Origin of the sequence: Bacillus sp. FSL R5-0820 (assembly GCF_038593385.1) — a bacterium.
Taxonomy (GTDB): domain Bacteria; phylum Bacillota; class Bacilli; order Bacillales; family Bacillaceae; genus Bacillus; species Bacillus altitudinis.
This window is the reverse complement of record NZ_CP151991.1, coordinates 2,277,366-2,302,188: the sequence shown is the minus strand read 5'-3', so window position 1 is coordinate 2,302,188 and position 24,823 is coordinate 2,277,366. Positions and strand designations below refer to the sequence as shown.

The window sequence follows — 24,823 nt, the reverse complement described above, 5'->3', positions numbered from 1 at the left end:
CGCTCATAGTTTAATTACTAGAAAGCGTGCTGGAGGGAGTAAATCATGAAAAAAAGACCTCGCCGTCCTCGACAGTTGGTCGTTGCGATTAATGGAACAAAAGTAGTGAAGAGTATTTTTTTGTTTATTGTCTCTCTGGTGGTTGTGTTTGTCATGTCAGGGGCTTTGACGTCTTTAAAACCTGAGCTTAGGCCTCAAGCATCATTATATGGTGTGGCAGATGAGCTGTCAGGGGCATTCTTTGCAACTCTAATGGGGATGGAAAATCAATATTTTTCCTCAGCAGTCCCTGAAGATCAAAAAAGATTTCATTTCTCCGGGCTGTCACTCAAACTTGCCACAAGTATCAATTTAGAAGACCCCCGCAGTTTTCTAGGAAGAGAGCTGCCAGGCTTTGAACATTTTGATACAAAAATCATCCTAGCAGGTGAAGGTACAGACTATACGAATATGCCAATGGAATCGCCGCCTCCAAGTGAAGTCATCAAAGATGAAAAAGAAGCAAATCTAGCTGAGCTGGACAAGCTTGATGAAGATGAACCGAAAACGCCTGCAAAAGAGCCGGACCAGTCGACAGGAAAACGAAAAGCTGTGTACATTTATCACACACATAATACGGAATCATATTTACCATTTTTAAAAGGAGAAACAAACCCAAACAATGCGCGCCACTCAAAAGTGAACGTCACCCTTGTCGGGGAGATGTTTGGTAAAGCGCTCGATCAGCAAGGAATCGGCAACACAGTGGATAAAACAGAAATTGAAAAAAGACTGCTGAAAAAAGGGTTGAAGTATCCTCAATCATATAATGAATCCAGATTGGTTGTAAAAGAAGCTCTCGCTAAAAATGATGATCTAGATTACTTAATCGATATTCACCGGGATTCAAGAAGAAAGAAAGATACGACAGTAGAAATCAAAGGCAAGAAATATGCGAGAATCGCGTTTGTTGTAGGGAAGAAGAATCAAAGCTATGAGAAAAATTTAAAGCTGGCGACAGAGTTCCACCATTTGATGGAGAAAAAATATAAAGGACTTAGTGTCGGTGTGTTTGCCAAAGGAGAAATTGGTGATAATGGAATCTATAATCAAGATTTATCTGACAAAGCCCTCCTATTAGAATTTGGCGGTGTGGATAATAATATGGAAGAATTGAAAAACGCATCCAATGCAGCAGCTGATGTGTTCAGTGAAATTTTCTGGGACGCAGAAAAGGTAGACGGCAAAGCAAAGGATGAGAAAAAACGGTCTTAAGGTGGTGGAGGACATGGGCTCATTTATCGGAAAAACCATTATTTTATCGCTCGTATTGCTATTCGGTGTCTTTTTAGGAATGCAGCAAGCCAATAATGGCATGCTGCAAATGAAAGGGTATCATGATCCGCAATTAAAAGGGGCCTTCACTGTCCAAACGAATGATGATCAAGAAAAAGAAGCTTCTATCCTCGGAACAGCTGTCACACAAAAAGACTTAGCAGAAAAGCAAAAGCAGCTAGAAGAAATGGAGAGCTTTAATGCCTTCTCTAAGGCCGGAAAAGCATTATCAGATGGTATGACGCATGCAGCCCGTACGCTTTATGATTGGATGAATGGTAAATAAACTGTTGTAAGCATCATGTTGGATGTTATTTCATAAGATATCACACCTTTTCGCAAAAGCCGCTAACCGATGAGCGGCTTTTCTTGATTTCGATTGAATCTTTACAGCCCTATTGATATAATCTAACCTAGCGCAACCCGCGTTTTATAGTAGGAGTGATAGATTGTGACAGATAAAGAAAAACGATTAGAACGGCAATCAAGAATTCGAAATTTCTCCATTATCGCCCATATTGACCATGGGAAATCCACATTGGCTGACCGTATTTTGGAAAAAACAGCGGCGATTACGCAACGAGAAATGAAAGAACAATTACTTGATTCCATGGACTTAGAGCGTGAACGCGGCATTACGATCAAATTAAACTCTGTCCAGCTGAAATATCAGGCGAAGGATGGAGAAGAATATATTATGCACCTGATTGATACACCAGGGCATGTCGACTTCACCTATGAGGTATCTCGAAGCCTAGCTGCCTGTGAAGGTGCAATTCTTGTGGTGGATGCAGCACAAGGCATTGAAGCACAGACACTAGCGAACGTTTATTTAGCTCTTGATAACAACTTAGAAATCCTGCCGATCATTAACAAAATTGATCTGCCGAGTGCAGAACCTGAACGTGTAAGACAAGAAATTGAAGATGTCATCGGGTTGGATGCATCTGAAGCTGTTCTTACCTCTGCTAAGGCGGGCATCGGGATCGAGGATATTTTAGAACAAATCGTCGAAAAGGTGCCGGCACCAGCTGGAGATCCAGAAGCACCACTTCAAGCCCTCATTTTTGATTCTCTCTACGATGCGTATCGTGGCGTCATTGCTTACATACGAATTGTCGAAGGAACCGTAAAACCGGGTCAAAAAATTAAGATGATGGCGACAGGCAAAGAATTTGAAGTGCTTGAAGTTGGCGTATTTACACCGAAAGCAATGCCAACAGACGAACTCACTGTTGGAGATGTTGGCTATTTAACAGCTGCCATTAAAAACGTTGGTGATACACGAGTAGGGGATACGATCACAAGTGCGGTAAACCCTGCGAAAGAAGCTCTGCCTGGATATAGAAAGCTGAACCCAATGGTGTACTGCGGCCTTTATCCAATTGACACAGCGAAATATAACGACTTGCGTGAAGCGTTAGAAAAGCTTGAATTAAATGATTCTTCACTTCAATATGAGGCAGAGACATCCCAAGCACTTGGCTTCGGCTTCCGCTGCGGCTTCCTTGGCATGCTTCATATGGAAATCATCCAAGAACGGATTGAACGTGAATTTAAAATCGACCTCATTACGACAGCGCCAAGTGTTATTTACGATGTGTATATGACAGACGGAGAAAAAATCGTTGTAGATAATCCATCCAATTTGCCTGATCCGCAAAAGATTGAGCGAATTGAAGAGCCATACGTGAAGGCAACAATGATGGTGCCAAATGATTATGTTGGTTCTGTGATGGAGCTTTGCCAAGGAAAGCGCGGCAATTTCATTGATATGCAATATCTTGATGCAAACCGCGTGAGCATTGTGTACGAAATTCCTCTGGCAGAGATCGTATACGAATTCTTTGATCAATTAAAGTCCAATACAAAAGGGTATGCATCCTTTGATTACGAGCTAATCGGCTATCGCCCATCCACTCTAGTGAAAATGGATATCATGCTCAATGGCGAAAAAATCGATGCACTTTCCTTTATTGTTCACCGCGATTATGCATATGAACGCGGAAAGATCATTGTAGAAAAGCTGAAAGAACTGATTCCGCGCCAGCACTTTGAAGTACCAGTTCAGGCAGCGATCGGTCAAAAAATTGTTGCTCGGTCTACCATTAAAGCAATGCGCAAAAACGTACTAGCGAAGTGTTATGGTGGAGATATTTCCCGGAAAAGAAAGCTTCTTGAGAAGCAAAAAGAAGGGAAAAAGCGCATGAAGCAAGTGGGTTCTGTAGAAGTCCCACAAGAAGCATTTATGGCCGTGCTGAAAATGGACGACAGCACACCGAAAAAATAACATCCTCAAGGCAACCTGCTTTACAATGCTCGCCTTGACGTTTATAGTCGAAAACAAACGAAGAGGCCGCAGCGATAAACTGCGGCTCTTTACCTGTAAAGAAGGTGTCAATAATTGAAAGCAGCATACATTCACATTCCATTTTGTGAGCACATTTGTCACTATTGTGATTTCAATAAATTTTTCATTAAAACCCAACCTGTCGATGAATACTTAACCGCACTTGAAAAAGAAATGCAGCACACGATCGATCAAAAAGGAGAGCAAGAACTAAAGACGATCTTTATTGGTGGGGGAACCCCGACATCACTGACAACCAGCCAGTTAGATCAGCTTATGGACAGCATTCACCGCGTATTAAAACCAACCAAAAACTTAATCGAGTTTGCAGTAGAAGCAAACCCCGACGAACTATCGCTTGAGAAATTGAATGTCTTAAAATCAGCAGGCGTTAATCGGCTCAGCTTTGGTGTTCAAACATTTGAAGATGACCTGCTCAAAAAAATCGGACGGGTTCATCAAAAGAAAGATGTTCTCACATCTTTCGAGCGAGCAAGAGCAGTTGGGTTTGACAACATTAGTCTTGATCTGATGTTTGGTTTGCCTCATCAAGAGAAGCATCATGTCATGCATTCACTAGAGACCGCTTTTTCATTAGGTGCAGAGCATTATTCGGTTTATTCGCTGATTGTCGAGCCGAAGACGGTCTTTTACAATTTGATGCAAAAAGGGAAACTGCATTTACCACCGCAAGAACGTGAGGCTGAAATGTATGAGCTCGTCATGGATGAAATGGAGCGGCACGGACTCAAACAATATGAGATTAGCAATTACGCCAAACCAGGTTTTGAAAGCCAGCATAACCTTACCTATTGGAGCAACGAAGATTACTTTGGTTTTGGCGCTGGAGCGCACGGGTATGTAGATGGCGTCCGTAATGTGAACGCTGGGCCAGTGAAGCATTACTTAGATCTCATTGAACAAACAGGGTTTCCATATAAGGAAACGCATCAGGTGACAAAAGCAGAACAGATCGAAGAAGAAATGTTCTTAGGTTTGCGGAAAATTGAAGGCGTGAAAAGTGCTCACTTTCAAGCGAAATTTGGAGCATCACCAGAAGCACTCTTTCCCGCCGTTCTTGAAGAATTAGCAGAAAAAGGTCTCATCGAACAGGATGAGATTGGTATTCGTTTAACAAGAAAAGGAAAATTGTTAGGGAATGAAGTATTTCAAGCGTTTCTCGGTGAGTTATAATTGACATTTTAATTTGAGTTTGGTAATTTTGTTTATACAATTAGCACTCGTTGAAAGAGAGTGCTAACAGGGGTGATGATGATGTTAACAAATCGTCAGCTTTTGATTCTACAAGTCATTATTAATGACTTTATTCGTTCGGCGCAGCCAGTTGGATCAAGGACTCTTTCCAAAAAAGAAGACATTACATTCAGCTCTGCGACGATTAGAAACGAAATGGCTGATTTGGAGGAACTCGGTTTTATTGAAAAGACCCATTCTTCATCAGGAAGAATTCCTTCCGAAAAAGGATATCGTTATTATGTAGATCATTTGCTCTCTCCGCGAAAACTGTCATCTAAAGAGCTTGTGCTCATCCAGTCAGTATTTCAGGAGAAAATTTTTGAGCTGGAAAAAACAGTTCAAAAATCGGCGGAAATTTTATCAGATCTCACAAACTACACATCGATTGTCCTTGGTCCAAAGCTAAGTGAAAATCGATTGAAGCAAATTCAGCTTGTCCCCGTCCAGCCTAATAAAGCAGTAGCGATTATGATTACAGACAGCGGGCATGTTGAAAACAAAACCATTACCTTCTCTGAGCATCTTGATGTCTCCGATATTGAGAAGCTGATGAATATTTTAAACAGCCGCTTAGCCGGAGTCCCGATGGATCAGCTGAAGGACAGGATGTATAAAGAAGTAGTGATGCTCCTTCGCACGCATTTAAAAGACTATGATCATATTTTAGATGCGCTTGGTAACACATTCACTTCAACACAAAATGAATCAAAACTTTTCTTTGGCGGGAAGATTAATATGTTGAACCAGCCAGAGTTTCATGACATTGACCGCATTCGTTCACTCATGATGCTGATTGAACAAAAGAATGATGTCATGCAGCTGTTTCATCCAAATCAGCAAGGAATCACCATTAAAATCGGTTCAGAAAACAATTTGGAAGCAATGGAGAACTGCAGTTTAATCACAGCAACTTATGCGATTGATCAAAAATCACTCGGCTCCATCGCTGTCATTGGTCCAACCCGTATGGATTACGGCAGAGTTGTTAGTCTTTTGCATCATGTATCAAAAGACTTGTCAAACGCACTTTCCAATTTGTATGATGAGTAGGGTGATAAAAGGTGGGGGCACTGCCCCTTCGTATAATTGAATCTTTTGAGGGAGGTGAACACAATGTCAGAAGAAAAACAGACACCTGAGCAAGCAGCAGAGGTTGAAGCACAAGAAGAAGCAGTTCAAGCAGAAACTGAGGAAGTAAAGCACGATGAACAGTCTGCCTTCCAAGAGAAGATTGATGAATTGCAGCAGCTTCTAGATGAAAAAGAAAACAAAATTCTGCGTGTTCAAGCAGATTTTGAAAACTATAAACGCCGTGCTCGAACTGAAGTGGAGACCGTGCAAAAATATCGTTCTCAACATGTTGTCAGCGACCTTCTCCCAGCTCTCGACAACTTTGAAAGAGCGCTTGGAATCGATCCAGACAATGAGCAGACGAAAAGTTTGTTAGAAGGTATGCAAATGGTTTACCGCCAGCTGGTAGAAGCGTTGAAAAATGAAGGCGTTGAACCAATTGAAGCTGTCGGCAAAGAGTTCGATCCAAACCTTCATCAAGCCGTCATGCAAGTTGAAGATGAAAACTACGATTCAAACATCGTTGTAGAAGAATTGCAAAAGGGCTATAAACTCAAAGACCGAGTTATTCGTCCATCAATGGTAAAAGTAAATCAATAACTACATAATGGGAGGTCATCGAATATGAGTAAAATCATTGGTATTGACTTAGGAACAACAAACTCATGTGTTGCAGTACTCGAAGGCGGCGAGCCAAAAGTTATTGCAAACGCTGAAGGAGCACGTACAACACCATCTGTTGTCGCTTTTAAAAATGGAGAGCGCCAAGTAGGTGAAGTAGCGAAACGTCAATCAATTACAAACCCGAACACCATCATGTCTGTTAAAAGACATATGGGTACAGATTATAAAGTAGAAGTTGAAGGCAAGAACTACACGCCGCAGGAAATCTCTGCAATCATCCTTCAACACCTTAAATCTTACGCTGAAGCTTATCTTGGCGAAGAAGTAACAAAAGCGGTTATTACAGTTCCTGCTTACTTCAACGATGCAGAGCGCCAAGCAACAAAAGATGCTGGTAAAATTGCTGGTCTTGAAGTAGAACGTATCATCAACGAACCAACAGCAGCTGCACTTGCTTATGGTTTAGATAAAACAGATGAAGATCAAACGATTCTTGTATATGACCTTGGTGGCGGTACATTTGACGTATCAGTCCTTGAGCTTGGAGACGGCGTCTTTGAAGTACGCTCAACTGCTGGGGACAACCGTCTAGGTGGAGACGATTTTGACCAAGTCATCATCGATCATCTAGTGGCTGAGTTCAAAAAAGAAAACGGCATTGATCTTTCTAAAGATAAAATGGCGCTTCAGCGTTTAAAAGATGCTGCTGAAAAAGCGAAAAAAGATCTTTCTGGTGTATCTTCTACACAAATCTCACTGCCATTTATCACAGCTGGAGATGCAGGTCCTCTTCACCTAGAATTAACGCTAACGCGTGCTAAATTCGAAGAGCTTTCTGCAGACCTTGTAGAGCGTACAATGACACCTGTACGTCAATCACTGAAAGATGCTGGTCTATCTGCTAGCGAGATTGATAAAGTCATCCTTGTTGGTGGATCAACTCGTATTCCTGCAGTACAAGAAGCAATCAAAAAAGAAACAGGTAAAGAGCCTCATAAAGGCGTAAACCCTGATGAAGTGGTTGCACTTGGTGCGGCAATTCAAGGTGGAGTTATCACAGGAGATGTCAAAGACGTTGTTCTTCTTGACGTCACACCACTTTCTTTAGGAATTGAAACAATGGGCGGCGTATTCACAAAGCTGATTGAACGTAATACAACAATTCCAACAAGCAAATCTCAAGTATTCTCAACGGCTGCTGACAACCAAACTGCTGTAGACATTCACGTCTTACAAGGTGAGCGTCCAATGGCAGCAGACAACAAAACATTAGGTCGTTTCCAATTGACTGATATCCCGCCAGCACCACGCGGCGTACCACAAATCGAAGTATCTTTTGATATCGATAAAAACGGTATTGTCAACGTACGTGCGAAAGATATGGGTACAGGCAAAGAGCAAAACATCACAATCAAATCTTCTTCAGGTCTTTCTGATGATGAGATCGAAAAAATGGTCAAAGAAGCAGAAGAAAATGCTGAAGCAGATGCAAAGAAAAAAGAAGAAATCGAAGTGCGCAATGAAGCAGATCAATTAGTGTTTACAACAGAAAAAACATTAAAAGATCTTGAAGGCAAAATCGATGAAGAGCAAGTGAAAAAAGCGAATGATGCAAAAGATGCGCTAAAAGCTGCGATCGAAAAAGGCGAGCTTGAAGACATCAAAGCGAAAAAAGATGAGCTACAAACAATCGTTCAAGAATTAACGACAAAGCTCTATGAAGAAGCTGCAAAACAAGCACAAGCTCAGCAAGAAGGCGCTGAAGGTGCTCAAAAAGCAGATGACAATGTAGTGGATGCAGAATACGAAGAAGTAAACGACGATCAAGAGAAAAAATAATCACCTTTACTTTTGAAAAAGACTGCTGAAACGTACTCGTCAGAAAGTCAAAGTCAGGATCTCTTGGCTTTGACTTTTTTCTTTTCAACGATGAAAAGGAATTGAAAAAGATCAATTTAAAATGATACAATCGTATTTATGTGAGAAAATCGGGAGTGTGAAGAGATGAGTAAGCGTGATTACTATGAAGTGCTTGGCGTGAGTAAGAGCGCCTCAAAGGACGAAATCAAAAAGGCATACCGCAAGCTTTCAAAAAAGTATCACCCTGATATTAATAAAGAAGCTGGCTCAGATGATAAATTCAAAGAAGTAAAAGAAGCCTATGAAACCCTTTCTGACGATCAAAAACGTTCACATTATGACCAGTTCGGTCACACCGATCCAAACCAAGGATTTGGTGGCGGCGGATTTGGCGGTGGAGGAGACTTTGGCGGCTTCGGCGGCTTTGATGACATCTTCTCTAGTATTTTTGGCGGCGGAGCCAGAAGAAGAGATCCAAATGCACCGCGTCAAGGAGCGGACCTTCAATATACAATGACCCTTTCATTTGAAGAAGCGGCATTTGGGAAAGAAGCAACGATCGAGATTCCCCGCGAGGAATCATGTGAAACGTGTCATGGATCAGGTGCAAAACCTGGAACACAGGCGAAGACATGCTCACATTGCGGTGGATCAGGTCAACTAAATGTCGAGCAATCCACACCATTTGGTAAAGTAGTCAACCGCAGAGTATGTAACTACTGTAGCGGAACTGGTAAACAAATTGAACATAAGTGTTCAACATGTGGTGGATCTGGTAAAGTGCGTAAGCGCAAGAAAATCAATGTGACGATCCCAGCAGGTGTGGACGATGGTCAGCAGCTTAGAGTATCTGGTCAAGGTGAACCAGGTGTAAATGGAGGACCTCCAGGCGATCTATTTGTTGTTTTCCATGTGAGGGCGCATGAATTCTTCGAACGAGATGGAGATGACATCTACTGCGAAATGCCGCTTACCTTTGCGCAGGCTGCACTAGGTGATGAAATTGAAGTGCCGACATTACATGGGAAAGTCAAATTAAAAGTTCCCGCGGGCACACAAACGGGTACGAAGTTTAGACTCAAAGGAAAAGGTGTAAAAAATGTACGCGGTTATGGTCAAGGCGATCAGCATATCGTTGTACGCGTCGTAACACCGACGAATTTAACTGAAAATCAAAAAGATATCATTAGAAAATTTGCTGAAGTGAGCGGAAATAAACCGGACGAACAAGAAATGAGCTTTTTCGATAAGGTGAAACGCGCATTTAAAGGCGAGTAAGACGGATAAGGAGTTGGTAGTATTGAAGTGGTCAGAAATTAGCGTCCATACAACAAATGAAGCGGTGGAACCGATCACCAATATTTTGCATGAAGCAGGTGCAAGTGGTGTCGTGATTGAGGACCCGCTTGATTTAGTCAAGGAACGTGAAAATGTATACGGTGAGATCTACCAGCTCGATCCGAATGATTATCCTGAGGAAGGGGTTATCGTCAAAGCCTACCTTCCGATGAATAGCTTTTTGATGGAAACGGTAGATGAGATCAAAGAAGCCATCAACAATCTTCTTCTATACGATATTGACCTTGGACGAAATACACTGTCAATTTGTGAAGTAAACGAAGAAGAATGGGCGACTGCATGGAAGAAATACTATCATCCTGTGAAAATCTCTGAGAAATTTACCATCGTCCCAACATGGGAAGAGTACACACCCGTTCATTCTGATGAATTGATCATCGAAATGGACCCTGGAATGGCATTTGGAACCGGTACACATCCAACAACGGTTCTTTGCATTCAGGCGCTTGAGCGCTATGTGAAGGAAAACGACACGGTGATTGACGTTGGAACAGGATCTGGCATTTTAAGTGTTGCCGCTGCAATGCTCGGTGCAAAAGACATTCATGCATTTGATCTCGACACCGTTGCAGTGGAAAGTGCAAAGCAGAACATCGAATTAAATGGTGTGAGCGACCAAGTAACGGTAAAACAAAACAATTTACTTGATGGGATTTCAGGTGAACGCGATGTGATTGTGGCCAACATCCTTGCAGAGGTCATCTTGCGCTTTACAGATCAAGCGTATGATCTATTGAAGAAAGACGGTTACTTTATTACATCAGGCATTATCGGACAAAAGAAATTACAAGTCAAAACGGCTTTAGAAGAAGCCGGTTTTGAGATTGTTGAAGTGCTGTCAATGGAAGATTGGGTCAGCATTATAGCGAAAAAATAAAGCGAGTAGGTGTCAGGACACGTATGCAACGATATTTTATCGACCTCACAAAAGAAGAAGTGACGGAAAAGGGAAACATCGTCATAAAGGGTGAAGATGTTCATCACCTTGCAAACGTCATGCGGATGAAAGCAGGAGAAGACATCCTTTGCTTAACGACAGACGGCTTTGAAGCGCTCAGTAAAATTGATACAATAACAAAGGAAGAAGTGATTTGTCACTTGGAAGGCTGGACGAATCAGAATCGAGAACTTCCGATCAAGGTGACGATTGCAAGCGGTCTGCCAAAAGGGGATAAGCTTGAATGGATTATCCAAAAAGGCACCGAGCTTGGCGCAAGTGCTTTTATTCCGTTTCAAGCGACTCGTTCGATTACAAAACTTGACCAAAAAAAGTCATTAAAAAAACGAGATCGCTGGGAAAAAATTGCGAAAGAAGCTGCCGAGCAGTCTTACCGGAATATCATTCCGCGCGTTCATCCAGTATCAACATTTAAAGAGCTGATTCAACTGGCCGGTGAATTCGATAAATGTGTCGTTGCATACGAAGAATCATCGAAAGAAGGCGAGCAAAGCCGGTTTCAAACGGTGCTCCAACAGATGAAGGGCGGACAAACCTTATTAGTGGTTTTTGGTCCAGAAGGCGGTTTAGCAGAAAAGGAGATTGAAGAACTTGAAGCGCATGGTGCAGTCATTTGCGGGCTTGGACCACGCATTTTAAGAACAGAAACAGCTCCTCTTTACGCGCTTTCTGCTATATCTTATCAAACAGAGTTATTAAGAGGTGAATCATGATGGGAACAGTAGCGTTCCATACACTTGGCTGTAAGGTCAATCACTACGAAACAGAAGCCATCTGGCAACTGTTTAAAGAAGCTGGCTATGAAAGAAAAGATTATGAATCAAAAGCAGACGTATATGTCATTAATACATGTACCGTCACCAATACAGGCGATAAAAAAAGCCGCCAAGTCATTAGAAGAGCCATTCGTCATAATCCGGATGGTGTCATTTGTGTAACAGGCTGTTACGCACAAACGTCTCCGGCAGAAATCATGGCGATTCCTGGTGTTGATATTGTGGTTGGCACACAAGACAGACATAAACTGCTTGGTTATATTGAAGAATACAGAAGAGAAAGACAGCCGATCAATGGAGTTGGCAATATCATGAAAGCACGGGTCTTTGAAGAACTAGATGTTCCTGCGTTTACTGACAGAACACGTGCTTCATTAAAAATCCAAGAAGGCTGTAACAATTTCTGTACATTCTGCATTATCCCTTGGGCTCGCGGATTACTGCGTTCTCGCGATCCAGAAGAAGTCATCAATCAAGCGCAGCAGCTTGTCGATGCTGGCTACAAAGAAATTGTATTAACAGGTATTCATACAGGTGGATACGGTGAAGATTTAAAGGATTATAACTTTGCTAAGCTTCTGAAAGAATTAGATGAACGTGTGGCGGGATTAAAACGAATCCGCATTTCATCCATTGAAGCAAGTCAAATTACAGACGAAGTGATTGAAGTGCTCGATCAGTCAGATAAAATTGTGAGACACTTGCACATTCCGCTTCAATCTGGCTCTAATACTGTACTGAAAAGAATGCGCCGTAAATACACAATGGAATTCTTTGCAGAGCGTTTAACGAAGCTCAAAAAAGCATTGCCAGGTCTTGCTGTCACTTCAGATGTGATCGTTGGATTCCCTGGAGAAACAGAAGAAGAATTTATGGAAACATACAATTTTGTCAAAGACCATCAATTCTCTGAGCTCCATGTGTTCCCTTACAGCAAACGGACAGGTACGCCTGCTGCAAGAATGGAAGATCAAGTAGATGAGAATGTGAAAAACGAACGCGTTCACCGTCTAATCGCTCTTTCTGATCAGCTTGCGAAAGAATATGCATCGGCATATGAAGGCGATGTCTTAGAGATTATTCCAGAAGAATCCTTCAAAGAACAAGACGGAACGCACAATCTGTATGTAGGATATACTGATAACTACATGAAGGTCGTATTTGAAGGAACAGAAGACATGATCGGCCGTTTGGTAAAAGTGAAGATTACGAAAGCAGGTTATCCATATAACGAAGGACAATTCGTCCGTATAAGTGATGACGTGCAGACGGATCAAGTGAGAATGACTTCATAATAGATGAAAAACCGGCAGCCATTAGGCAAGCCGGTTTCTTTTATGTTGACCGATTCGGAAGAAGGAATAAAATCAAGGCGTGAAAAGGGCGGATGAACGGGAAAAAGAGGAGAGAACTTGCAACATTAAACAGCAGACTAAAGTGCGCAATCTGCTGGGCAGGAGAGCTTGCGAGAAGCGCAACAAACTCTGTGATAAAGGCGAGAAAAGGAAGACATAAAAGAACACCTAGAACATTAAACACGACGTGTGCATACGCGGTTTGGCGTGCTGCATAACCGCCAGAGATAGCAGCCATCATGGCAGTAATACATGTTCCGATATTGGACCCTAAAACAAAGCTGATGCCTTCTTTTAGAGCGACAGTCCCTTCATTCATAAATCCCATCAAAATACCGATACATACAGAGCTTGAATGAACAATCGCCGTGACCACTGTACCAGAGAGAAGAGCTGTCCAATCGGAGTGCTGCATCATTTCAAGGAAACGCAGAGTCTCTGGCTGACTGGTCATCATACCTGCAATTTTTGAAAAACCTTGAATGCAAAAAAAGATCATGCCAAGCCCAAATAAACTTTTTCCTGCATATCGAAAAGATTTCCTGCCCAAAATGATACATAAAAGACCAGCTGCAATCAGAACCCACATAAACACGTCCATCTTAATGGCAATAAATTCTGTCGTAAATGTTGAGCCGATATTCGTTCCAAGAATCATGGGTATGGATTTTTTAAACGTGAGAATACCTGTACTCACAAAGCCGATAACGATGACCATAAACGCCGAACTGCTTTGAAGAACCCCTGTAAACACAATACTGACCAAGAATGCTTTGACTGGATGATCTGTAAAGAGAAGAAGAGATTTCTCAATACGAGACGACGTGAGCGCCATTAATCCTTTCCTAAGCAAACCCATTGCCCATAAAAAAATGAAAATAAGTGCACAAAAATAAATGATCGCCATCATAGAAAAGTCCTCCTCTTACCAATGAATATATGGACTTGTCTACCTGCTCATGACGAAAATATATTTCCAAATCACTTAGTTGACCTCAACCTAGGCTTATATTATAATGTCTAGGTACATGTTTTGCATGTATATCTTTTTTTAATGCAGTCGATTGGTGTATTCGGAGGGAGGGAAAGAGAATGTCAAAAACGGTCGTTAGAAAAAACGAATCGCTTGAAGATGCTCTTCGTCGCTTTAAACGCAGTGTATCCAAAACTGGAACATTGCAAGAAGCAAGAAAGCGTGAATTTTATGAAAAGCCTAGCGTAAAGCGTAAGAAAAAGTCTGAAGCTGCTAGAAAACGTAAATTCTAAAGAGGGTGGATTTTATGAGTCTTCTTGAGCAATTAAATTCTGATATGAAGCTTTTTATGAAAAACCGAGAGAAAGACAAGCTTATTGTCATTCGTATGGTAAAGGCTTCACTGCAAAATGAAGCAATAAAGCTTAAGAAAGACAGTTTGACCGGAGATGAGGAACTAACCGTCCTTTCCCGCGAGATTAAGCAACGTAAAGACTCCCTCCATGAATTTTCGAAAGCTAATCGCTTAGATTTAGTAGATAAAGTTCAAAAAGAGATTGACATTTTAGACGTTTATTTACCTGAACAGCTTTCTGAAGAAGAACTGCAGGCGGTTGTGAAAGAAACAATCGCCGAAACCGGTGCTTCATCGAAAGCTGATATGGGTAAAGTGATGAGCGCTATTATGCCAAAAGTAAAAGGTAAAGCTGATGGTGCTGTGATTAACAGACTTGTCAGCGAGCAACTGTCTCAATAAAAAAGTATCCTTCTCATGTTAGAAGGGTACTTTTTTTATGCCTCCATAAACCTGTCATATAAAAATGAAACCTATGATACATTTGTAACGTATGTAAAGGAACGGTAAAATGAAAGAAAGAGAGGGGGGATCACCAAATAGATGAAAAAAATGAAAATTTCTATTGCTCTCTTCAGTTGTTTTATAATATGCTTGTTATTAGGGGTTCAATTGACCGCGAAATCAGCAGATCAGAAAGTTCATGTTATCCCAATTGAAGATACAGTAGAAAAAGGACTTTCTAAATTCATTGAACGATCATTTGAGCAGGCAAAGTCGGAACGGGCGAAGCACATCATTCTCGACATCAATACACCAGGTGGTGCAGTCGATGCGGCGCTTGAAATAGCCGATACCATTCGTGCATCCGACATCCCAGTGACAGCGTTTGTGAATCATAGAGCGCTTTCAGCCGGGGCATTCATTGCCCTAAATGCCGATCAAATTTATATGACCCCAAACGGAAAGATGGGGGCTGCTGCGATCATTGACGGTGAAGGCAACGCTGCCGATCAAAAATCTGAATCTCTATGGCTTGCTGAAATGAGTGACGCTGCTGAAAAGCAGGGGCGTGATCCAAAATATGCTCTTGCGATGGCAGATGTAGATATAGACGCAAAAGAAGCTGGTGCACCAAAAGGAGAATTGCTGACCTTTAACACAGATCGGGCGCTTCAGTTCGGTTATGCAGAAGGAGAAGCGAAAAATATGGATGACTTGCTTCAGAAGCTGAACTTAGCAGATGCTTCTGTTCAATACGATGAAGTGAGCTTTGCTGAAAAGGTTGCGCGTTTTCTCACGCATCCGATCGTCATTCCTATCCTTTTATCCATCGCGAGCTTAGGGTTAATTGTTGAATTATATTCTCCCGGCTTTGGGGTCCCAGGTACCATGGGAGTCACAGCGCTTCTTCTATTCTTTTATGGTCATCTCGTGGCAGGTTTTGCAGGATATGAGACATTGTTCCTGTTTTTGGCAGGGGTTGTGTTGATCATTCTGGAATTATTTTTGCCAGGGGGAATCGTGGGTGTCATTGGACTAATCTGTGTCGTTGTCAGCTTATTTTTAGCAGCTGGAAGCTTTACAGAAATGGCGATTTCCATCTTGATTGCCACTGCTGTTTCAATCATAGCAGTTATTTTATTGACAAAGGTGTTGGGGAAACGTATGAAATTTTTTAAAAAGTTCATTTTAACCGATTCAACCAATAAAGAAAGTGGTTATGTCTCAAATGAAACAAGAGATGATCTTATAGGACAAATCGCAGTGACAGCAACAGCACTTCGTCCATCTGGTACGATTGTATTCGGAGACGAGCGCATTGATGTTGTGTCAGAAGGTGCTTTTATCGATAAGGATGAACAAGTAAAAATTGTGAAAGCGGAAGGCTCACGCATTGTCGTGAGGAAAGTATAGATATACTGATTTTATAGGAGGAATAAAATGGATCCATCTACTTTACTATTATTTGTGATTATCGCAGCAGGTTTGATCGTTCTATCGATCTTCTTCACCTTTGTACCGGTGATGCTGTGGATTTCTGCCTTAGCGGCTGGCGTAAGAGTGAGCATTTTTACACTTGTAGGAATGAGACTTCGCCGAGTGATTCCAAACCGAGTGGTCAACCCGCTCATCAAAGCGCATAAAGCAGGTCTTGATGCGACGATTAACCAATTAGAAAGCCACTATCTTGCAGGTGGTAACGTAGACCGAGTTGTCAACGCACTGATCGCAGCTCAGCGTGCGAATATCGAATTGAACTTTGCTCGCTGTGCGGCAATCGACCTAGCAGGCCGTGACGTACTTGAAGCTGTCCAAATGAGTGTAAACCCTAAAGTCATTGAAACACCATTTATCTCAGGTGTTGCGATGGACGGGATTGAAGTAAAAGCAAAAGCACGTATTACAGTTCGTGCAAACATTGACAGACTTGTCGGTGGTGCAGGGGAAGAAACGATCATTGCTCGTGTAGGTGAAGGGATTGTTTCAACAATCGGTTCATCAGATAATCATAAAAAGGTTCTTGAAAATCCTGATATGATTTCTCAAACGGTTCTTGGTAAAGGATTAGATTCAGGTACAGCATTTGAAATTCTCTCGATTGATATCGCAGATGTTGATATCGGTAAGAATATCGGGGCGATCCTGCAGACAGACCAAGCAGAAGCCGACAAAAACATTGCACAGGCGAAAGCAGAAGAACGCCGCGCGATGGCTGTTGCACAAGAACAAGAAATGCGTGCGAGAGTTGAAGAAATGCGCGCGAAAGTAGTAGAAGCAGAGGCTGAAGTACCACTTGCAATGGCCGAAGCACTACGTGAAGGTAATATTGGAGTTATGGACTACATGAACATTAAGAATATCGATGCTGATACGGATATGAGAGATTCATTTGGCAAAATGACAAAAGGTCCATCTGATAATGAAAACAAATAAGCATCCTCTCACGCTTTAAGGAGGGAGCCCATTGGACATTCTATTTGAAAATCCGTTACTAATAGCGATTATCATCGGTATTATCTCTGCGGTCTTTGGGAAAATCGGCAAACAAGAGGAGAAGGAACAAAATAACCGGCAGCAAAAGCCGGCTCCTCAAAAGAAGGCAGAACAAACACGACCAGCCCCGGTCAAAACAGACCAGTTGGACGATTTTGGCGATGTACATGATCATGGCGGGATGAAGAAACAAGGTTCACAGTCCTTACAGGATCGTTATACCGCTACACTTGCCGAAATGGAAGAAAGAAAAAGCGAGCTGAATAAAGAGTTTCAATCGCTTGAAAGACAGCTTACTAGGCCAAAGGCAGCATCTGCTGAAATGAAGCCGAAAATCATTGAGAAGCTCAACCAAGATACGGTCGTTCAAGGGATGATCCTTGGTGAAGTATTTGGAGAGCCTCGTGCGAAAAAGCCGCATCGAACGATGAAACGACCATATAAAAGATAAAGAAGAAAGTCCCCTTATTCTTAAGGGGGCTTTTTTGTTGCGTAATGGAGATTTTTCTTAGTCAAAATGATGAAACGGCTGTTTTACGGGATTCATTAGCATGATATGAACCGCTAAGGAATAGGATGATATAGAGGCTTTCTCATCAGTCTCACCATCTTTCAGTTTGATCTCATACACATGAGGTGGGAAGGGGTTCTTATTGAATGGGAAAAAGAAAAAATCGACTTAAAGCATGGCTGACAAGAACACTTGAAATCCCTCCGGACGTGATGATGGATCTTCCCCGTATTACGATGGTTGGCAGACTCCATATTTACATAGAGAACCATAAAGGGCTTTTACTTTTCAGTGATCAAGAGGTAAGGCTGATGCTCAAGCAAGGACAGTGCATTATTTCAGGAAAAGACTTTGTGATTAAAACGATTTTGCCAGAAGAGATCTTATTAGAGGGGAAAATCGATGAGGTCCGTTATATTGATTCTTAACTGACGGAGGGGAGAAACGTGAAGAACAAATGGTTTGCCTATTTTATTGGCAGAGTGGAAGTGGAGATAAGAGGAAGCGGTATTGAGCGGCTGATCAATGAGTGCACGAGACAGGGGATCACAATTTTTCAAGTGAGCCGCCGTCAAGACAGCGTGCGCTTATTTATTCGCCTCTCAGATGTACATGCCTTTAGAAAAGTGCGCAGACATCATGAGGTGAAATGTTCGTTTCATCAAAAGAAAGGGTTCCCGTTTCTTCTTCTATGGTCGAGAAGAAATATTGGATTCACCCTCGGGATGGCTTTTTTCCTAGTGACGATATTGGCTCTTTCAAATATGGTGTGGAAAATTGAGATTAAAGGTGCGAATCCAGAAACAGAACACCAAATGAGAAAGCATCTGGACGAAATAGGGGTACAAAAAGGGCGTTTTCAGTTTCTCATGGGGACCCCTGAAAAAATACAAAAATCATTGACGACCAATATTCAGAGCATTACATGGGTCGGAGTTGAACTGAACGGAACGACGTTTCAAATGAAAGTGGTCGAAAAAAATGAACCTGAAAAGGAGAAATATACGAGTCCTCAGCACATCGTTGCCAAGAAAAAGGCGGTCATCACGAGAATGTATGTAGAAAAGGGGGAACCGCTTGCCCAGGTCGATGAACATGTGAAAAAAGGGCAGATGCTCGTCTCAGGTTTAATTGGGAGTGAAGATCAGAAAAAAACGGTCGGAGCCAAAGCAAAAATATATGGTGAAACATGGTACCGATCTGAAGTTTCTGTCCCTCTCCGAACATCTTTTGATGTCTTTACGGGTAAAATGAAGACAAAGCACAAGCTCTCCTTGTTTGGAGGCTCCATCCCATTTTGGGGATTTTCCTTTAAAAAAGATGATTTTCAGCAGCCGAAAACAGAAACAGAAGTTCACCCGCTTCATTTCTTGAATATGCAGCTGCCGTTCTCCTATGAAAAGGAAATCACACGAGAAAGTGAAAAAATAAATCGAGAATACACAAATAAAGAAGCGGTTCAAGCAGGGATTAAAATGGGTAAAAAAGAATTAGAAGAAAAGCTAGGTCAAACAGGTGAGGTGAAAAGTGAAAAAGTTTTGCACGAGACAACAGGGAATGGTAAAGTTAAGTTAATCATCCTTTACCAAGTAATAGAAGATATTGTTCAACCAACACCTATTGTTCAGGGAGACTAGAGAATGACAGAACATTTACTTGAGATTCAACAAAAATTGGATAGCCCAAACGAAGCCATTGCTTTATTTGGCAATCAAGATGCTTATCTGAAACTGATGGAAAACGAGCTGAATGTCTCCATTATTACACGTGGAGAGAAAGTGTATGTTTCTGGTCAGGAAGCATCAAGAGATACTGTGAGCCGTTTGATTACATCTCTCTTACATCTCATTCGTAAAGGAATTGAGATTTCTGAACGGGATGTCGTCTATGCCATTAAAATGGCGCAAAAAGACAAGCTCAATTATTTTGAAAATATGTATGAAGATGAAATTACGAAAAATGCCAAAGGAAAGTCGATCAGAGTCAAAACGATCGGCCAGCGTGAATATGCTGCGGCAATGAAAAAAGATGATCTGGTCTTTGGGATTGGACCTGCTGGTACAGGTAAAACGTATTTGGCAGTGGTCAACGCAGTACATGCCCTCAAAAATGGACATGTCAAACGGATTATCCTGACAAGGCCAGCTGTTGAAGCAGGAGAAAGTCTTGGCTTTTTGCCAGGAGATTTAAAGGAAAAAGTCGATCCTTATTTAAGACCGCTATATGATGCTCTGCACGATGTGCTTGGCAGTGATCATACGGAACGTTTAATTGAGCGCGGAGTGATTGAAATTGCCCCTCTTGCCTATATGAGAGGGCGGACGCTTGATGATGCATTTGTGATTTTAGATGAAGCGCAGAATACAACGCCAGCTCAAATGAAAATGTTTTTGACGAGACTAGGCTTTGGTTCTAAAATGGTCATTACAGGAGATATTACACAAATTGATCTGCCTAAAGGTATGCAGTCAGGTCTTGCGGCTGCAAAGGACATGCTTGCAGAGATCAAGGGTATCTCATTCATTGAATTAGACCAGACAGATGTGGTCAGACACCCGCTTGTGGCGAAGATCATTGGAGCATACGAAAAGCAAAAATGAACTGAGTGACCCGATCGCCTTAATCGGGTCATTTTGTTTCGATCGTGGTTTAAAGTAAAAAAGGAGGTACTTTCCTTGAGAAAGAATCAGAAAGGCAGTAAGCGCAAAAGGCTGCTGTCTAAAAAAGAACCTCAGAAAATGGAGCGCTCACGCTATTTAAACGTACTGCTATACGCTGGTTTAGCGGCCATCCTGTTTGTGGTGCTCTTCTTCCATGTAAAGCCTGAATCGCTCGACCTAGATTTGTTTTCAGTGAGCGAACAGACCATCTATTCTCCGTCTACCGTTGATGACCAAGAAGCAACAGAAGAAAAGAAACAAGAAGCAACGGATCAAGTAGAAGACCAATATACACTCAAAAAAGCGTATTCTGATAATCGTGTTGACCTCATTTCATCCCTCTTTGAAGCCATTAAAGAAGAGAAGAAAGCAGCAGCTGATGACAAAGAGAACCCGCCAACAGATCAAGAGATGGTGAAGCGTGTAAAAGAGAAACTCACAACCGATATGCAGGAAGCTGTTTCGGATCAATCGATTAAAGCACTGCTCCAAGCAAGTGACGAAAACCTTTCTTTTACAAAGGACTCCATCATCACAGTGGTCAATTCGCTCATGGGGAAAGAAATCACAGCTTCTAAGCTGCAAGATGAAAAGAAACAAGTGAAAGCAGAGCTTGAAAACAATTCGATTCCGTCAAAATATTTAAATGCAGCGAAAGAAATTGGTGAATTTGCGATTATTCCAAACTATGTATTTGACCCGGTGGCAACAGAGAAGAAAAGACAAGAAGCAGCTGATAATATTCAGCCAGTTCAAATCAAGCAAGGGCAAATTTTAGTGGAAGAAGGCGAGCTCATTGACCGTGAAGTGTATCGTAAATTAGAACTGACCGGTCTTTTAAACAGTTCCAATTTGTTTAAGCCTGTAAGCGGTCTTATCATCTTAATCGGTCTTTTCTTAGCGGCGATTGTCCACTCACTTGAATCGAGGAAAAAGTCGCTCGTCCATAAGAATAAATCGTTACTGCTGTACTCGCTCATTTTCACCATTATTTTAATCATCATGGAAGTATTCAGTCTCTTCCAGGAAACGAAGTATACGACCATAGGCTATGTCGTGCCTGTGGCACTTGGCACGATGCTGATTAAGCTGCTGATCAATGAGCGGCTGGCAATCTTCTCCGGCCTTGTATTTGCCCTTTGCGGCAGTATGATGTTTAATCAAGGAGTAACAGGCGTCTTTAACTATGTCATCTGTGCTTATTATCTAATAAGCGGGATGGCGGGAATTTTATTTTTGAGAAAACATAATGCGAGATCGAAAATTTTGCAGGCGGGGCTTTGGGTAGCTTTGGTGAATGTACTTGTTGTGCTGTCCATTACGCTGATTCAAAATTCTTCTCCATCAGGGCTTGAAATAGGTGTAAACCTCATCATGGCGATTGTGTCAGGGTTTGCATCGGCTATTTTGGTTATTGGGTTAATGCCAGTCTTTGAGAGCATGTTTGGCATTCTTTCGACCATGAAGCTTATTGAATTATCGAACCCGAATCATCCGCTGCTGAAAAAGATCTTAACAGAGACACCAGGTACTTATCATCATAGTGTCATGGTGGCGAATTTAGCGGATGCTGCATGTGAAGCAGTCGGTGCAAATGGATTGTTGGCAAGGGTCGGGGCTTATTATCATGACATTGGAAAAACGAAAAGACCACAATACTTTATCGAAAACCAAATGAACATTGATAATCCACACGACAAGCTTTCTCCTCAGCTGAGCAAGAATATTATTATTGCCCATACGACAGATGGTGCTGAAATGCTGAGAGAAAAGAAGTTTCCAGAGGAACTTGTGGACATTGCAGAACAGCATCACGGAAAGTCCCTGCTGAAGTTCTTTTACTATAAGGCAAAAGAACGGGATGATCAGGTGACAGAAGAAGAATTTCGTTATCCTGGTCCAAAACCGCAATCGAAAGAAGCGGCCATTATTTCTGTAGCTGACAGCGTGGAAGCGGCGGTTCGTTCGATGCATAATCCAAACCCTGAGCGGATTGAAAAGCTTGTCAAAGGCATTATTTCAGATAAGATGCAGGATGGGCAATTTAGTGAATGTGATCTGACATTTAAAGAATTAAATATTATTAGCCAAACAATTTGTACAACATTAAAGGGGATTTTCCATTCTCGGATTGAATATCCAGATGCCCCGAAGCAGAAGGTGAAGTAAATGACATTGTTAATCGATTTAATAGATGAAACAGGACAAGTATCGAAAGAGCAGCTTGAAGAAGTGGAAAAGCTTCTTCAATTTGCTGCGGATGCCCTTGAGGTAAAAGATCAAGCGGAAGTATCAGTATCGATCGTTTCAAATGAAGAAATTCATCAAATTAATAAAGAATACCGAGGAAAAGATGCACCAACAGATGTAATTTCGTTTGCCCTTGAGGAAGAAGGCGAAGGGGAAATTGAAATCATTGGAGCTGATGACATTCCGCCGGTACTAGGTGACATTATCATTAGTGTTGATCGAACGAAAGAGCAAGCAGAGGAATATGGACATTCCTTTATGAGAGAGCTAGGATTTTTAACGATTCATGGTTTTCTTCATTTGCTTGGTTATGATCATATGACAGAAGAAGATGAAAAAGAAATGTTCGCCAAACAGACAAAAATTTTGGATGATTATGGCCTTTCGAGATCATCGTAAGAAGCGAACGCCGCTTGTCCGTTTTTTTCGGAGTTTTTATTATGCATTTAGAGGAATATGGCGAACTTTCTTGAATGAACGGAATTTTCGATTCCACACAGTCGCAGCCATCATCGTGGTGATTTGCGGCTTTTGGTTTCACATTCATCCGGTTGAATGGATGATCATTCTGCTTTTATGCGGCGGGATGTTTGCGTTAGAACTTGTGAATACAGCGATTGAACATACAGTAGATCTTTTCACAGAAGAGAAGCATCCTCTTGCTGAGAGAGCGAAGGACGCCGCAGCAGGCGCTGTTTGCGTTTACGCCGCCATTTCGGTTATGATTGGGTTGATCATCTTCTTACCGAAGATCATGCAATAGAACAATATTACTATTTATTAACATTTTTAGAAATGGGCGTGAAAATGTCACGTGAATTATGTAAAATATAAATGTGACAGTGGTACCATTTCTTCTGAAAGTGGGAACTAGAATGAACAAACAAGAGTTGATTTCAGAAGCAGTCAAAGCAAGAGATTTTGCATATGTACCCTATTCTAAATTCAAAGTCGGTGCAGCATTATTATCGCATGACGGAAAAGTGTATGGCGGCTGCAATATTGAAAATGCAGCATATGGTATGTGTAATTGTGCGGAAAGAACAGCACTTTTTAAAGCTTACTCAGAGGGCATCACATCTTTTCAAATGCTTGCAGTAGTGGCTGATACAGATCGGCCTGTTTCACCATGCGGTGCATGCAGACAGGTCATTTCAGAGCTATGTGCACCTGATATGCCAGTGATTCTAACGAACTTAAAAGGACATATATACGAAACGACAGTAAACGAACTATTGCCAGGCGCATTTTCACCGGAGGATTTAAATGACTAACGAAAGCTTCAAATCAGGATTTGTATCAATTATTGGAAGACCAAATGTAGGGAAATCGACCTTTCTTAATCGTGTGATTGGACAAAAGATTGCGATTATGAGTGATAAGCCCCAAACGACTCGAAACAAAGTGCAAGGTGTTCTGACAACGAACACGTCACAAACGATTTTTATCGATACACCAGGAATTCATAAACCTAAGCACAAACTTGGCGATTTTATGATGAGGGTGGCTCAAAATACACTCAAGGAAGTCGACCTGATCTTGTTTATGATCAACGCACAGGAAGGCTATGGCAAAGGTGATGAATTCATCATTGAACGACTAAAGCAAACATCGACACCGGTGTTCCTTGTCGTCAATAAAATTGACCAAATTCATCCGGATGAACTGTTCCTTTTAATTGATGAATACCGCACACGTTACCCATTTAAGGAAATTGTGCCAATTTCAGCACTTGAAGGCAACAACATTGATACGCTTCTTCAGCAAATTGAAGGTTATCTTCCAGAAGGCCCTCAATTTTATCCGGCAGATCAAGTAACAGATCACCCAGAGCGATTTATTATTTCTGAATTAATTCGTGAAAAAGTGCTGCATTTAACGAGAGAAGAGATCCCTCACAGTATTGCGGTTGCAATTGAATCGATCAAGCCAGATGAAAACGGCAAGATTCATGTTGCAGCGACCATCGTCGTAGAACGTGATTCACAAAAAGGGATTGTGATTGGTAAGCGCGGCAGCTTATTAAAAGAAGTGGGACAAAAAGCGCGCAGAGACATTGAAGCACTTTTAGGCTCAAAGGTGTATTTAGAGCTTTGGGTAAAAGTGCAGAAGGACTGGCGTAATAAATCCACACATCTTCGTGATTTCGGATTTAGAGAAGACGAATATTAAAAACCGATACAGTTGTTAGTAGATCTGACAATGGTGCGGTT

Annotated in this window: 25 protein-coding genes; 24 read left to right on the top strand and 1 reads right to left on the bottom strand. The window is 41.7% G+C overall.

The features are described 5' to 3' along the window. Nucleotides 1-45 precede the first annotated feature (45 nt). From NST15_RS11830 to mtaB, 11 genes are all read left to right on the top strand, one after another. The gene (locus NST15_RS11830; RefSeq protein WP_342498547.1) at nucleotides 46-1,254 is read left to right on the top strand and encodes a stage II sporulation protein P; all 1,209 of its coding nucleotides are present in this window, start codon (nucleotides 46-48) and stop codon (nucleotides 1,252-1,254) included. A gap of 13 nt (nucleotides 1,255-1,267) precedes the next feature. After that, a complete protein-coding gene (locus tag NST15_RS11825; RefSeq protein WP_008342478.1) occupies nucleotides 1,268-1,600 on the top strand; it encodes a YqxA family protein in 333 nt (110 codons plus the stop codon). Between the two features lie 165 nt (nucleotides 1,601-1,765). After that, a complete protein-coding gene (gene lepA, locus NST15_RS11820; protein WP_008342476.1) occupies nucleotides 1,766-3,604 on the top strand; it encodes a translation elongation factor 4 in 1,839 nt (612 codons plus the stop codon). Between the two features lie 114 nt (nucleotides 3,605-3,718). Next, entirely contained in the window at nucleotides 3,719-4,858 is a 1,140-nt protein-coding gene (hemW, locus tag NST15_RS11815) for a radical SAM family heme chaperone HemW (protein ID WP_342498546.1), read from the top strand. Nucleotides 4,859-4,939: 81 nt separating this feature from the next. Further along, nucleotides 4,940-5,971 (top strand): heat-inducible transcriptional repressor HrcA, encoded by a 1,032-nt coding sequence (hrcA, locus tag NST15_RS11810; RefSeq protein ID WP_008342473.1) that lies wholly within the window; start codon nucleotides 4,940-4,942, stop codon nucleotides 5,969-5,971. Between the two features lie 63 nt (nucleotides 5,972-6,034). Continuing rightward, nucleotides 6,035-6,592, top strand: coding sequence for a nucleotide exchange factor GrpE (grpE, locus tag NST15_RS11805; RefSeq protein ID WP_008342471.1), 558 nt, complete (start codon nucleotides 6,035-6,037; stop codon nucleotides 6,590-6,592). 24 nt (nucleotides 6,593-6,616) lie between these two features. Then, entirely contained in the window at nucleotides 6,617-8,455 is a 1,839-nt protein-coding gene (gene dnaK, locus NST15_RS11800) for a molecular chaperone DnaK (protein WP_008342469.1), read from the top strand. 165 nt (nucleotides 8,456-8,620) lie between these two features. Further along, nucleotides 8,621-9,754, top strand: coding sequence for a molecular chaperone DnaJ (gene dnaJ, locus NST15_RS11795; RefSeq protein ID WP_008342467.1), 1,134 nt, complete (start codon nucleotides 8,621-8,623; stop codon nucleotides 9,752-9,754). A gap of 22 nt (nucleotides 9,755-9,776) precedes the next feature. Beyond that, nucleotides 9,777-10,712 carry a 50S ribosomal protein L11 methyltransferase gene (prmA, locus tag NST15_RS11790; protein ID WP_019743216.1) on the top strand — a complete coding sequence of 312 codons (936 nt, stop codon included), beginning with the start codon at nucleotides 9,777-9,779 and terminating at the stop codon, nucleotides 10,710-10,712. Between the two features lie 23 nt (nucleotides 10,713-10,735). Continuing rightward, nucleotides 10,736-11,506, top strand: a complete 771-nt coding sequence (locus NST15_RS11785) for a 16S rRNA (uracil(1498)-N(3))-methyltransferase (protein WP_035390848.1) — start codon at nucleotides 10,736-10,738, stop codon at nucleotides 11,504-11,506. Next, complete coding sequence (gene mtaB, locus NST15_RS11780; protein WP_017367626.1) at nucleotides 11,506-12,864, top strand: tRNA (N(6)-L-threonylcarbamoyladenosine(37)-C(2))-methylthiotransferase MtaB; 1,359 nt, start codon at nucleotides 11,506-11,508, stop codon at nucleotides 12,862-12,864. The genes NST15_RS11785 and mtaB overlap by 1 nt, the downstream gene beginning before the upstream one ends. 40 nt (nucleotides 12,865-12,904) lie before the next feature. On the opposite strand, the gene NST15_RS11775 is transcribed toward mtaB, so the two are convergent. Then, nucleotides 12,905-13,834: a Na/Pi symporter gene (locus tag NST15_RS11775; RefSeq protein ID WP_342498545.1), complete on the bottom strand. Its 930-nt coding sequence runs from the start codon at nucleotides 13,832-13,834 to the stop codon at nucleotides 12,905-12,907. Nucleotides 13,835-14,016: 182 nt separating this feature from the next. Between NST15_RS11775 and rpsU the strand changes: the two genes are divergently transcribed. The 13 genes from rpsU to era all read left to right on the top strand — a co-directional run bounded on the left by rpsU (nucleotide 14,017) and on the right by era (nucleotide 24,782). After that, a complete protein-coding gene (rpsU, locus tag NST15_RS11770) occupies nucleotides 14,017-14,190 on the top strand; it encodes a 30S ribosomal protein S21 (protein WP_003152957.1) in 174 nt (57 codons plus the stop codon). 14 nt (nucleotides 14,191-14,204) lie between these two features. Next, nucleotides 14,205-14,654, top strand: a complete 450-nt coding sequence (locus tag NST15_RS11765; RefSeq protein WP_007501319.1) for a GatB/YqeY domain-containing protein — start codon at nucleotides 14,205-14,207, stop codon at nucleotides 14,652-14,654. A 141-nt stretch (nucleotides 14,655-14,795) separates the two neighbouring features. After that, nucleotides 14,796-16,109, top strand: coding sequence for a nodulation protein NfeD (locus tag NST15_RS11760; RefSeq protein WP_342498544.1), 1,314 nt, complete (start codon nucleotides 14,796-14,798; stop codon nucleotides 16,107-16,109). A 27-nt stretch (nucleotides 16,110-16,136) separates the two neighbouring features. Then, nucleotides 16,137-17,129, top strand: a complete 993-nt coding sequence (gene floA / locus NST15_RS11755) for a flotillin-like protein FloA (RefSeq protein ID WP_007501317.1) — start codon at nucleotides 16,137-16,139, stop codon at nucleotides 17,127-17,129. Nucleotides 17,130-17,160: 31 nt separating this feature from the next. Further along, the gene (locus tag NST15_RS11750; RefSeq protein WP_017358016.1) at nucleotides 17,161-17,640 is read left to right on the top strand and encodes a hypothetical protein; all 480 of its coding nucleotides are present in this window, start codon (nucleotides 17,161-17,163) and stop codon (nucleotides 17,638-17,640) included. Nucleotides 17,641-17,846: 206 nt separating this feature from the next. Further along, entirely contained in the window at nucleotides 17,847-18,128 is a 282-nt protein-coding gene (gene yqfC, locus NST15_RS11745; protein WP_012010618.1) for a sporulation protein YqfC, read from the top strand. 18 nt (nucleotides 18,129-18,146) lie between these two features. Beyond that, nucleotides 18,147-19,337, top strand: coding sequence for a sporulation protein YqfD (gene yqfD, locus NST15_RS11740; RefSeq protein ID WP_041090989.1), 1,191 nt, complete (start codon nucleotides 18,147-18,149; stop codon nucleotides 19,335-19,337). A gap of 3 nt (nucleotides 19,338-19,340) precedes the next feature. Next, nucleotides 19,341-20,300, top strand: coding sequence for a PhoH family protein (locus NST15_RS11735; protein WP_008342419.1), 960 nt, complete (start codon nucleotides 19,341-19,343; stop codon nucleotides 20,298-20,300). A gap of 138 nt (nucleotides 20,301-20,438) precedes the next feature. After that, nucleotides 20,439-22,529, top strand: a complete 2,091-nt coding sequence (locus NST15_RS11730; protein WP_173408463.1) for an HD family phosphohydrolase — start codon at nucleotides 20,439-20,441, stop codon at nucleotides 22,527-22,529. Next, a complete protein-coding gene (ybeY, locus tag NST15_RS11725) occupies nucleotides 22,530-23,009 on the top strand; it encodes an rRNA maturation RNase YbeY (protein WP_007501310.1) in 480 nt (159 codons plus the stop codon). Next, nucleotides 22,987-23,373, top strand: a complete 387-nt coding sequence (locus NST15_RS11720) for a diacylglycerol kinase family protein (RefSeq protein ID WP_008342413.1) — start codon at nucleotides 22,987-22,989, stop codon at nucleotides 23,371-23,373. The genes ybeY and NST15_RS11720 overlap by 23 nt, the downstream gene beginning before the upstream one ends. 112 nt (nucleotides 23,374-23,485) lie before the next feature. Then, entirely contained in the window at nucleotides 23,486-23,884 is a 399-nt protein-coding gene (locus NST15_RS11715) for a cytidine deaminase (RefSeq protein ID WP_008342410.1), read from the top strand. After that, entirely contained in the window at nucleotides 23,877-24,782 is a 906-nt protein-coding gene (era, locus tag NST15_RS11710) for a GTPase Era (protein ID WP_007501305.1), read from the top strand. Before NST15_RS11715 ends, era begins: the two co-directional genes overlap by 8 nt. Nucleotides 24,783-24,823: the final 41 nt, after the last annotated feature.

Excerpts from the sequence above, each read along its gene's own strand:
- NST15_RS11730 (WP_173408463.1), top strand. The coding sequence starts at position 20,439 with ATGGAGCGCTCACGCTATTTAAACGTACTGCTATACGCTGGTTTAGCG.
- ybeY (WP_007501310.1), top strand. The coding sequence starts at position 22,530 with ATGACATTGTTAATCGATTTAATAGATGAAACAGGACAAGTATCGAAA.
- dnaJ (WP_008342467.1), top strand. The coding sequence starts at position 8,621 with ATGAGTAAGCGTGATTACTATGAAGTGCTTGGCGTGAGTAAGAGCGCC.
- NST15_RS11825 (WP_008342478.1), top strand. The coding sequence starts at position 1,268 with ATGGGCTCATTTATCGGAAAAACCATTATTTTATCGCTCGTATTGCTA.
- NST15_RS11775 (WP_342498545.1), bottom strand. The coding sequence starts at position 13,834 with ATGATGGCGATCATTTATTTTTGTGCACTTATTTTCATTTTTTTATGG.
- NST15_RS11760 (WP_342498544.1), top strand. The coding sequence starts at position 14,796 with ATGAAAAAAATGAAAATTTCTATTGCTCTCTTCAGTTGTTTTATAATA.
- NST15_RS11720 (WP_008342413.1), top strand. The coding sequence starts at position 22,987 with ATGGCCTTTCGAGATCATCGTAAGAAGCGAACGCCGCTTGTCCGTTTT.
- dnaK (WP_008342469.1), top strand. The coding sequence starts at position 6,617 with ATGAGTAAAATCATTGGTATTGACTTAGGAACAACAAACTCATGTGTT.
- era (WP_007501305.1), top strand. The coding sequence starts at position 23,877 with ATGACTAACGAAAGCTTCAAATCAGGATTTGTATCAATTATTGGAAGA.
- NST15_RS11735 (WP_008342419.1), top strand. The coding sequence starts at position 19,341 with ATGACAGAACATTTACTTGAGATTCAACAAAAATTGGATAGCCCAAAC.
- mtaB (WP_017367626.1), top strand. The coding sequence starts at position 11,506 with ATGGGAACAGTAGCGTTCCATACACTTGGCTGTAAGGTCAATCACTAC.
- rpsU (WP_003152957.1), top strand. The coding sequence starts at position 14,017 with ATGTCAAAAACGGTCGTTAGAAAAAACGAATCGCTTGAAGATGCTCTT.
- yqfC (WP_012010618.1), top strand. The coding sequence starts at position 17,847 with ATGGGAAAAAGAAAAAATCGACTTAAAGCATGGCTGACAAGAACACTT.
- NST15_RS11715 (WP_008342410.1), top strand. The coding sequence starts at position 23,486 with ATGAACAAACAAGAGTTGATTTCAGAAGCAGTCAAAGCAAGAGATTTT.
- floA (WP_007501317.1), top strand. The coding sequence starts at position 16,137 with ATGGATCCATCTACTTTACTATTATTTGTGATTATCGCAGCAGGTTTG.
- NST15_RS11830 (WP_342498547.1), top strand. The coding sequence starts at position 46 with ATGAAAAAAAGACCTCGCCGTCCTCGACAGTTGGTCGTTGCGATTAAT.
- hrcA (WP_008342473.1), top strand. The coding sequence starts at position 4,940 with ATGTTAACAAATCGTCAGCTTTTGATTCTACAAGTCATTATTAATGAC.
- grpE (WP_008342471.1), top strand. The coding sequence starts at position 6,035 with ATGTCAGAAGAAAAACAGACACCTGAGCAAGCAGCAGAGGTTGAAGCA.
- NST15_RS11765 (WP_007501319.1), top strand. The coding sequence starts at position 14,205 with ATGAGTCTTCTTGAGCAATTAAATTCTGATATGAAGCTTTTTATGAAA.
- NST15_RS11785 (WP_035390848.1), top strand. The coding sequence starts at position 10,736 with ATGCAACGATATTTTATCGACCTCACAAAAGAAGAAGTGACGGAAAAG.